7 protein-coding genes are annotated in these 8,832 nt (G+C 63.6%); 2 read left to right on the top strand and 5 right to left on the bottom strand.

Annotated elements, in window-relative coordinates; translation table 11 throughout:
- The 5 genes from EN991_RS12840 to EN991_RS12820 form a co-directional block, all read right to left on the bottom strand.
- On the bottom strand, positions 1–534 hold a 534-nt coding region (locus EN991_RS12840), incomplete at its 3' end, for a heme-dependent oxidative N-demethylase subunit alpha family protein (RefSeq protein ID WP_164769013.1).
- 3 nt (positions 535–537) lie between these two features.
- The gene (locus EN991_RS12835) at positions 538–1,200 is read right to left on the bottom strand and encodes an aminotransferase class IV family protein (RefSeq protein ID WP_127368891.1); all 663 of its coding nucleotides are present in this window, start codon (positions 1,198–1,200) and stop codon (positions 538–540) included.
- The gene (locus EN991_RS12830) at positions 1,149–2,294 is read right to left on the bottom strand and encodes an aminodeoxychorismate synthase component I (protein WP_127368890.1); all 1,146 of its coding nucleotides are present in this window, start codon (positions 2,292–2,294) and stop codon (positions 1,149–1,151) included. Before EN991_RS12830 ends, EN991_RS12835 begins: the two co-directional genes overlap by 52 nt.
- A gap of 182 nt (positions 2,295–2,476) precedes the next feature.
- Positions 2,477–3,232: a proton-conducting membrane transporter gene (locus tag EN991_RS12825; protein WP_127368889.1), complete on the bottom strand. Its 756-nt coding sequence runs from the start codon at positions 3,230–3,232 to the stop codon at positions 2,477–2,479.
- A 361-nt stretch (positions 3,233–3,593) separates the two neighbouring features.
- Positions 3,594–5,426 carry a M3 family oligoendopeptidase gene (locus EN991_RS12820; protein WP_127368888.1) on the bottom strand — a complete coding sequence of 611 codons (1,833 nt, stop codon included), beginning with the start codon at positions 5,424–5,426 and terminating at the stop codon, positions 3,594–3,596.
- A 175-nt stretch (positions 5,427–5,601) separates the two neighbouring features.
- On the opposite strand from EN991_RS12820, the gene EN991_RS12815 reads away from it, so the two are divergent.
- Both EN991_RS12815 and EN991_RS12810 read left to right on the top strand, forming a co-directional pair.
- Positions 5,602–7,137: a sigma-54 dependent transcriptional regulator gene (locus tag EN991_RS12815; protein ID WP_013529737.1), complete on the top strand. Its 1,536-nt coding sequence runs from the start codon at positions 5,602–5,604 to the stop codon at positions 7,135–7,137.
- 409 nt (positions 7,138–7,546) lie between these two features.
- Positions 7,547–8,832: DUF882 domain-containing protein (locus EN991_RS12810; RefSeq protein WP_127368887.1), on the top strand; the 1,286-nt coding region annotated here is incomplete at its 3' end.

Below are 8,832 nucleotides of genomic sequence, written 5' to 3'. Positions count from 1 at the left end.
GTTGATGAGTTCCGCCGGACGCGTGCCCGGGCCGAAACCCGGCACCGGCGCGTGGATGTCCTGCAGCGGCTTGCCGAACTTTTCCAGGAGCGACCAGGAGGAGGGAAAGCAGAGCGAGCCGGCGACCAGCCGCCAGCCGCTGTCACTGCTGCGCATCAGGATCAGGTCTTCCTGGACGAGCAGTGAGGCTTTGGCCAGCGGCGCATCGGCGAGGGAAGCAGGCAGACGGCTCGCCGCGCCCGCCACCTCGACGCCTGATCCGCCGAGCCGATGGGTTTCGGGGAACCTCTCCGGGAGATGCGCAGCGAGCAAGTCGAGCACTTCCTGCTGGGCGTCGCGCGTGCCGTCCTCCTCGACGAAAACGCGCTCTGGGATTTCGGCATAGAGCCGGTGCTTTTCGGCGAGATACGGCAGCAGATGGCCGTCGACCTCGATCCAGGCCGCCGGGTCGAGCGGCTTCAGCCCGATGCTGAACAGTTTCGACGAGCCGTCATAGGGCGTGTGGGTGGGCAGCGTATGTTTTGGGGACGTCATGTCTCAGGTCAGTCTTGCCGGGATCAGTCCGCGCAGCGAATTGCCGACGAACAGGGACTTGGCGGATTTCAGATCGTCCAAGCTGTAGATCGCTTCGCGGGCGCGGCCTTCATCCAGAAGCTGCGCGCGCAATACGCCAGGCAGCAGGCCGCAATCGAGCCGGGGCGTCGCCAGCACGCCGTCGCCGAGATCGGCAAAGACATTGGTGATCGTGCCTTCACAGATCTCGCCACGCTCGTTGGCCATAAGCACCTCGTCGGCCTGCGTGATGAGGTGTTCGGCACGAGCACGCGTGTAAAGCTGTCGCCGGCTGGTCTTGTGGCGCAGCAGCGTGTCGTTCGAATCGAGCCTCGTCCGCGCCAGCCGCAGCATCCAGACCTTGTCGGCGGCGAGCGGTTCATAAGGCTGCGCAGAGGCCGTCACCTCGCCATCGTGCGACAGGACGAGGCGCGTGCGCATGGCAACGCCGGAACCGCCGACCGCGCTGCTCAGCGCCTCGCCGACCGTGCCTGGATCACAGCGGAAGCCGAGTTCCGCCGCCGAGCCATAGAGGCGCGCAAGATGACGATCGAAGCGCAGGAAGCCCGAGCCGGGTTCCCAGCGCATGGTCTCGATCAACTGAAAGTCGGCGGTGTTCCCGTCGCGAAGCGCGCTTTCAGCAGACACTCCTGATACTCCTCCTGCGCCGTCGAATCGAAGACGACGCCGCCTCCGACATTGTAGACGGCCTCGCCGCCCGAAAAGAGCGAGATGGTGCGGATCGCCACGGAAAAGCGCATCGGGCCGCCGGGCGCGATCCAGCCTATGGCGCCGCAATAGGCATCGCGGGGCGTGCCTTCCAGGTCGCGCAGGATCTCCATGGCCCGGATCTTAGGCGCGCCGGTGATCGAACCGCAAGGAAACAGCGCCGCAAAGATCTGGCGGATAGAGAGACCCGGCAGCAATTTGGCCCTGACGTCGCTCACCATCTGATGCACGGTCGGGTAAGTCTCGATGCGGAACAGCGCCGGCACGTCCAGCGTGCCCACCTCGCTGATCAGCGAGATATCGTTGCGCAGGAGATCGACGATCATCCGGTTTTCGGCCTGGTTTTTCTCGTCATTGCGCAGGAAGATCTTCTGCCGTTCGTCCTCGGCTTTGGTGGCGCCGCGCGGCGCCGTTCCCTTCATCGGATGCGTCTCGATCATGCCCTCGGCGTCGATCTCGAAGAACAGTTCAGGCGAGCGCGACAGCACGATGGGTTCACCGAGCGCGATCAGCGCGCCATATTTCACCGGCTGACGTTCAGTCAACGCATCGAAGGCGGCCAGCGGCTCGCCTGACCATTGCGCATGCACGGGAAAGGTCAGATTGCCCTGGTAGCAATCACCTTGCCGGATGTGCTGGTGCAGCCGCGAGAAGCGTTTTTCATAATCCTCGGGCGACCACGTCGCACGGGCGTCGAAGATCGGGCCATTGGTCGCCGCCGTATTGCGCGGCGGCACCGCCTGTTCGACCGGGGCATCGAAAACCCCAAGGCACACGAGTGGAGCGCGGCGTCCATTCGGCAGCAGGGGAACGAGCTTGGGTTCGAGCAAGTAGCCCGCCTCATACGAGAAATAGCCGGCAAGCCATTTGCCTGCATCATGCGCGGCTTGTGCTGCTTCCAGAGCCGGCCCGAAATCGCCTGCGTCGTGCGCCACGATGATATTGGCCGGCCGGTCGAAAACGAGCTGGCGCGCGCTTTTGTCATTGCGAAAAATTGCGGCGGGCAGGGACATGGGCACCGAATGCTGCGGTCAATGAAGCCATCAACCGCTCTATATGGGGTGCCGCCCGCGCGCAATCGAGGGAACGGCACGCTGCCTCTTAAAGCCGACCTTTGGGCCAACTCAGGAACCAAGAGCAAACGGCGACGCCGATATGGCGCCGCCGCTTGCAATCTTCAGGTCGTGCCTGGCGATCAGCTGTTGCTGGAGGTTCCGGCTGTTGGAAACTGCTTGGCGAATTCCTTCTCGTTGCCGGCGGCGAGCAGCTTGGCCTGCTCGATCCAGCGTTCGCGCGCGATGCGGCCATCGAAATTCATGACGTCTTCGATCCGTTTGATATCGGCCGCTGTCCAGGACGCGATCTGGGCGAAGCTGGTGACGCCTTGTGCCTTGAGCAGTTTCTCATTGACCGGACCGATACCGATCAGCCGACGCAGATTGTCGGGCTTTCCGGATGCTGGCTTGGCTGTTGCAGGCTTGGCTGTTGCAGGCTTGACTGTTGCAGGCTTGCTCGTTGCGGATTTGGCTGGAGCCGAGGTTTTGGTGGCGGCGGGTTTCGCCGCCGGCTTGGCAGGGACCGCCTTGGCAGAGACCGCTTTCGCAGCGGCCGGTTTGGCCGTCGCGGGCTTTGTGGTGGCGGATTTGGCCGTCGCGGGGGTCGACATCAGGGCCGCCGGCGCCTGGCTTGCCGGTTTTGCCGCGCTGCTTCCGGCGGCAGGTGCGGCCGACGCTTCGCGCAGCCGGCGCTCAAGGTCGGCGCGGGTCTTGCCGCATGCATCGAGTTCGCCGGTCAGGCGGTCGCTGTCGGTGCGCAGCCTGTCGCGTTCGCTGCGTGTACGGTCGAGATCGCCGCGCAAGCTGTCGAGTTCACCGCGCAGGCGCCCCCAAAGGAACCAGCCGACCAATACGCCTATCAGGAACGCCAGGACCACGTAGAAAAAAGTGCCCATTGTCTCTCTCCAGTCAGATCCGTCTGCCGTGGGTCATGATCTTCGGCGAAGGACTACTCTTGGTGGTTCCGCGGTAAGCAGAACAGCCGGCTTCGGTTCGAGCTGTCGGCGATCGGCTTTGCTTGCCCATGGCCAACGGCCGTTGTCGCGTTCGCCTGAGCGCCACGGCCGGCTGAGATTTCTCCTCGCCGATCCGCATGCGCTCCGGCTGAGCTTGGAGCGAAGGCTATCATAGAGCTTGTGGAAAGCTATCGGAAAACTTCGGTGGAGAGTACTTCAAGAACAGATATTTAGGGTGATAGTAGAGCTGTCCCAACATGCATTCCGGCTAAACTGTTAGAGCGACGCCTGGGCGCGCATTTCAAGTGTCGAGCGCTTCCAGCTCGTCGATCAGGCCACTGATGACGCCAAGTCCGATCTGCCAGAAAGCGGGATCGGTGGCGTCGAGCCCGAATGGCGCCAGAAGCTCGGAATGATGTTTGGTGCCGCCGGCGCGCAGCATTTCGAAATACTTGTCCTGAAAGCCGCGCTCGGCGTTCTGGTAGACCGCGTAAAGCGAGTTCACCAGGCAGTCGCCGAAAGCATAGGCATAGACATAAAAGGGCGAATGGATGAAGTGCGGGATGTAGGTCCAGAACACCTCATAGCCTTCGCGCAGCTTGATGGCGGGACCCAGACTTTCGGCCTGCACTTCGAGCCAGAACTGACCCAGCCTGTCGGAGGTCAGTTCGCCGTTCTTGCGTTCGGCATGCACCTTTCGCTCGAATTCATAGAAGGCGATCTGGCGCACGACCGTGTTGATCATGTCCTCGACCTTCTGGGCGAGCATGGCCTTGCGCTCGCGCCGGTCGGTGGTCTGGTCGAGCAGCGAGCGGAAGGTCAGCATCTCGCCGAAGACCGATGCCGTCTCGGCCAGCGTCAGCGGCGTCGAGGCCATCAGCGCACCCTGGCCGCCGGCCAGCACCTGATGCACGCCATGGCCAAGCTCGTGCGCCAGCGTCATCACATCGCGCGGCTTGCCCATGTAGTTGAGCAGGACATAGGGATGCGCCGACGGTACGGTCGGATGCGCGAAGGCGCCAGGCGACTTGCCGGGCCGCACCGGCGCGTCGATCCAGTTGCGGTCGAAGAAGGTTCGCGCGATCTCGGCCATGTCGGGCGAAAAGCGCTGATAGGCGGACAGCACGGTGTTCCTGGCCTCGTCCCAGCCGATGATCGCCTGGGGCGTATCCGGCAACGGCGCGTTGCGGTCCCAATGGTTCATCACCTCCATGCCCAGCCAGCGTGCCTTCATCGCGTAGTAGCGGTGCGAGAGGCGCGGATAGGCATCGCGAACGGCGGAGGCCAAGGCGTCCACCACACTGCGCTCGACGCGGTTGGCCAGATGGCGTGAATCGGCGATGTCCTCGAAGCCACGCCAGCGGTCGGATATCTCCTTGTCCTTGGCCAGCGTGTTGGTGATCAGCGTGAAGGTGCGCAAGTTCTTGCGGAAGGTCGTGGCCAGCGCCTCGGACGCCCGGCGGCGCACCTCGCCGTCGGCGTCCTGCAGACGGTTCAGCGCCGGCTCCAACGTCAGTTCCTCGCCGTCGATGTGGAAGCGAAGGTCGGTCATCGTCTCGTCGAACAGGCGGTTCCAGGCGCCGCGTCCGGTGATCGACTTTTCGTGGAAGAGCTGCTCGACGCGGTCCTCGAGCTGGTAAGGCTTGTCCTTGCGCAGATCGAGCACCCATGGCCGATAGTGGCCGAAGGCGGGATCGCCGGCGAGCGCGCCTTCGATCGACGCATCGTCGATCAGGTTGAGTTCGAGCGCGAAGAACAGAAGGTGCGCGCTGGCGTCGGTCATCTTCTCCTGGATGTCGCCATAGAGCTTGGCGCGCTGGGGATCGGCGGTGTTTCCGGCATAAACCAGTCCCGCATAGGAGACGATGCGGCCGATCAGTTCCTCCAGCGCCTCGTAGGCGACAAGCGCCTCGCCCAGCCTGCCGGCGCTGCCGCGCTCGGCTTCGGCGGCCAGCGTACCCTTCCAGCGGCTCTCGAAACTGGTGGCATCGGTGGCGGCCTTGGCGATGTCGCGCTTCAGCTCCGGCGCGTCCATGCCGGCATAGAGGTCGGCAAGGTTCCATTCCGGCAGGTCGCCCAGCTCGGCCGCGCCTTGACCCGACGCCGGCGCCGCCAGCCGCCGTGCGGAAACCATGTGCCCAGAATCCCTATGCATTGCCGACACCTTCCGTGGCCAAGGTTCAAGGAGAAACGAGAAGCCGGTCAAATCCTAAGGAATTCATTCACCGGGTTTTTTGAAACCTTATTTAGAACCCTGTGCCAAGATGGTCCACAGGGCAGAATTCCTCGGGCGGGCAGTCACACCAGTCATGACAGGTTCCATACTCATAGTCGATGACGATCCGGTGCAACGCCGGCTGCTCGAAGCGGCGGTGACGCGGTTCGGCTACAGCGCAATCGTCGTCGACGGCGGCGCGGCCGCTCTCGACATCCTCGATGGACCCGGCGCCCGCGAGGTGTCGGTGGTCATCCTCGATCTGGTCATGCCCGGTCTCGACGGTATCGGCGTGCTGAAGGCGATGCGCGAGCGCGACATCAACGTGCCGGCGATCGTGCAAACCGCGCAGGGCGGAATCGAGACCGTGGTTTCGGCGATGCGTCATGGCGCCTTCGATTTCGTCGTCAAGCCGGCGTCTCCCGACAGGCTGCAGGCATCGATCGGCAATGCGCTCAAGGTCGAGGCCGTCGAGGGCGAGGTCAAGCGCACATCGCGCCGGCGCGGCGGCCTCCTGACCTTCAAGGACATGATCACGCACAGCCCGGCCATGGACAGGGTGATCCGTCTTGGCCAGAAAGCGGCGGCATCCAACATCCCGATCCTGATCGAGGGCGAGTCCGGCGTCGGCAAGGAACTGGTGGCGCGCGCCATCCAGGGCAGTGGCGACCGCCGCACGAAACCCTTCGTCACCGTCAATTGCGGCGCCATTCCAGACAATCTGGTCGAATCGATCCTGTTCGGTCACGAGAAGGGCTCGTTCACCGGGGCCACCGACAAGCACACCGGCAAGTTCGTCGAAGCGCATTCGGGCACGTTGTTTCTCGACGAGATCGGCGACCTGCCGCTCGACGTGCAGGTCAAGCTGTTGCGCGCGGTCCAGGACGGCGAGGTCGACCCGGTCGGTGGGCGCTCGACCGTCAGGGTCGACATCAGGCTGATTTCGGCGACGCACCGCAACCTCCTGCAGCAGGTCAAGGACGGCAAGTTCCGCGAGGATCTGTTCTACCGGCTGAACGTCTATCCGATCTTCGTGCCGCCGCTGCGCGACCGCCGCGACGACATCCCGTATCTGGTCACCCATTTCATGGAGAAGGTCGCGCCGGCCGACCCGCACCGTCGCCTGCAAGGTATTTCGGCGGCAGCGCTCGCCGTGCTGCAGGCCTATGACTGGCCCGGAAACATCCGGCAGCTCGAAAACGCCGTCTTTCGCGCCTCGGTGCTTTGCGAAGGCGATATGTTAACCGCGGAGGACTTCCCGCAGATCCGGGCGCAAGTGGAAGGCACCGTCAACCTCGATATGGATGGCGACGCGCCGTCGCCGTCCTTGCCTTTGCAGGCGCGCGATGACGAAGCCTTGCCCGGCGAGGGCGGCCCGGCAATCGCGTTCGATCCGCCGGCAAGGCTGCAGCCTCGCTTCGGCACGTTGCGGGCGCTCGACGAGCGCGGCAATGTGCGGGCACTTGCCGATGTCGAACTCGAGATGATCAAGCTTGCCATCGATCACTACAACGGACAGATGAGCGAAGTCGCCCGCCGACTCGGCATCGGCCGCTCGACGCTCTATCGCAAGCTCAAGGAACACGGCATCGATCCGGAGACAGGCCGCGTCGATCGACTCGCCTCCTAAGGGCGATGCCGGGCTGAGCTTTGGCCCGGCTTCCGGCTTTGCCACAAGGCCGGCGCCAGCTTGCAATGCCACAACGGGCCTTGTGTCGCCGTTTCAGCGGCATTGTGGCTGTCCCGTGGACAGCTCTGTTCACGCATTAAGGCTAACGGTAACAGATCGTGTTCGGGGCGAAGGCGAAAATCTGATCTAAACCAGCGGTTTACCAAGAAACCTTGTGAACAATTTTTGACGGGATATCGCCACGGTGTTACCGCATTTCGGCTTCAATAAGCGATGATTAACCATTAGGATCGATATTCGGGTGTGCTAATGCCACATCCGTTTGGACAAATCCGGGGACAAACGGCAGCCTGCAAGGCCTTTTGATTTGAACAGAATCGAACGACACACAAACAGGCGGCACCATCATTTGAGCGTCTGGCCGAAGTGGCTGGCAGTGTTGGTTGTCGCTTTTGGTTTTGTTGCCGCGGCTGCGAGCGGAGCCAGCGCCGAAACACGGTCGCTGAAGCTTTATCATCTCCACACCCACGAGAAGGCCGAGATCGTCTACAAGCGCAACGGCCGCTACGTTCCCGAGGGTCTCCGCAAGATCAACATCATTTTGCGCGACTGGCGTCGCAACGAGCCGACCAAGATGGATCCGCGCCTGCTGGATCTCGTCTGGGAGGCGTATCGGGAAGCAGGTGCCACGGACTACATCCAGGTCGTGTGCGGCTATCGCTCGCCGTCGACGAACTCGATGCTGCGCAGCCGCAGCAGGGGCGTGGCCGAGAAGAGCCAGCACATGCTCGGCAAGGCGATGGATTTCTATATTCCCGGCGTGCCGCTGAAAAAGCTGCGCAACATCGGCCTCAAGATGCAGGGCGGCGGCGTCGGCTACTATCCGTCATCGGGTTCGCCGTTCGTCCATATGGATGTCGGCAATGTGCGCCATTGGCCCGGTATCAGCCGCCAGGAACTGGTCTCCCTGTTCCCCAATGGCAAGACGCTGCATGTGCCGAGCGACGGCAGGCCGCTGCCCGGCTTTGAGCAGGCGCTCGCCTCCTACAAGGCGCGCAAGGGATCGGGCTCGCCGGCCATCGAGATGGCCAGTGCCGGCGGCAGCAGCAAGAAATCGGGTGGATTCCTGTCGGCTTTCTTCGGTGGCGGCGGCGACGACGAGGCCGACGACAGCGCCGATGTCGAGACCGCTTCGGCCGCCCCCCCGCCCAAGGCGAGAAACCTGAAGCCGGCAGCGGCGGCCAAGACCAGCAACCTCCCGGGCATCGCCATCGTGGCGCCGGAGAATGCGCGGCGCGCCGAGATTCCGCAGGTGACCGAACAGCAGGCTCCGGAGCCTGAACAGGACACGCCGGAGACGATCATCGCGGCATTGCCGGCCCGAAGCATTCCGCTGCCGGATTTCGCACCGCGGCCGAAAGCCGATGTCGGCGCGCAGCAGCCTGAGAATGTTCCCTTCGCGATGGCGGAGGCGACAGCCACCACCGAGCAGGCCGTGGCGACCGCGCATGCGCCGGCGAGCGTTCCTTTCGGCATGGCCGATGCAACGGCTTCGGCTGATGCGACCCAGGTCGCGGTCAACAACATACCGTTGCCGACATGGCGTCCCGACAATTCGCTGCCGGCCGCTCTGGCTGCGCCGCCCAGCAAGGATGTGCTGATGGCGCTGGCCGAGACGGCCGACCAAGGCACTGT

It is taken from the genome of Mesorhizobium sp. M7A.F.Ca.US.005.03.2.1 (assembly GCF_003997795.1).
GTDB lineage: Bacteria > Pseudomonadota > Alphaproteobacteria > Rhizobiales > Rhizobiaceae > Mesorhizobium > Mesorhizobium ciceri.
Note: the sequence above shows the minus strand (reverse complement) of the source record. Positions and strands in the feature narration are given on the sequence as shown.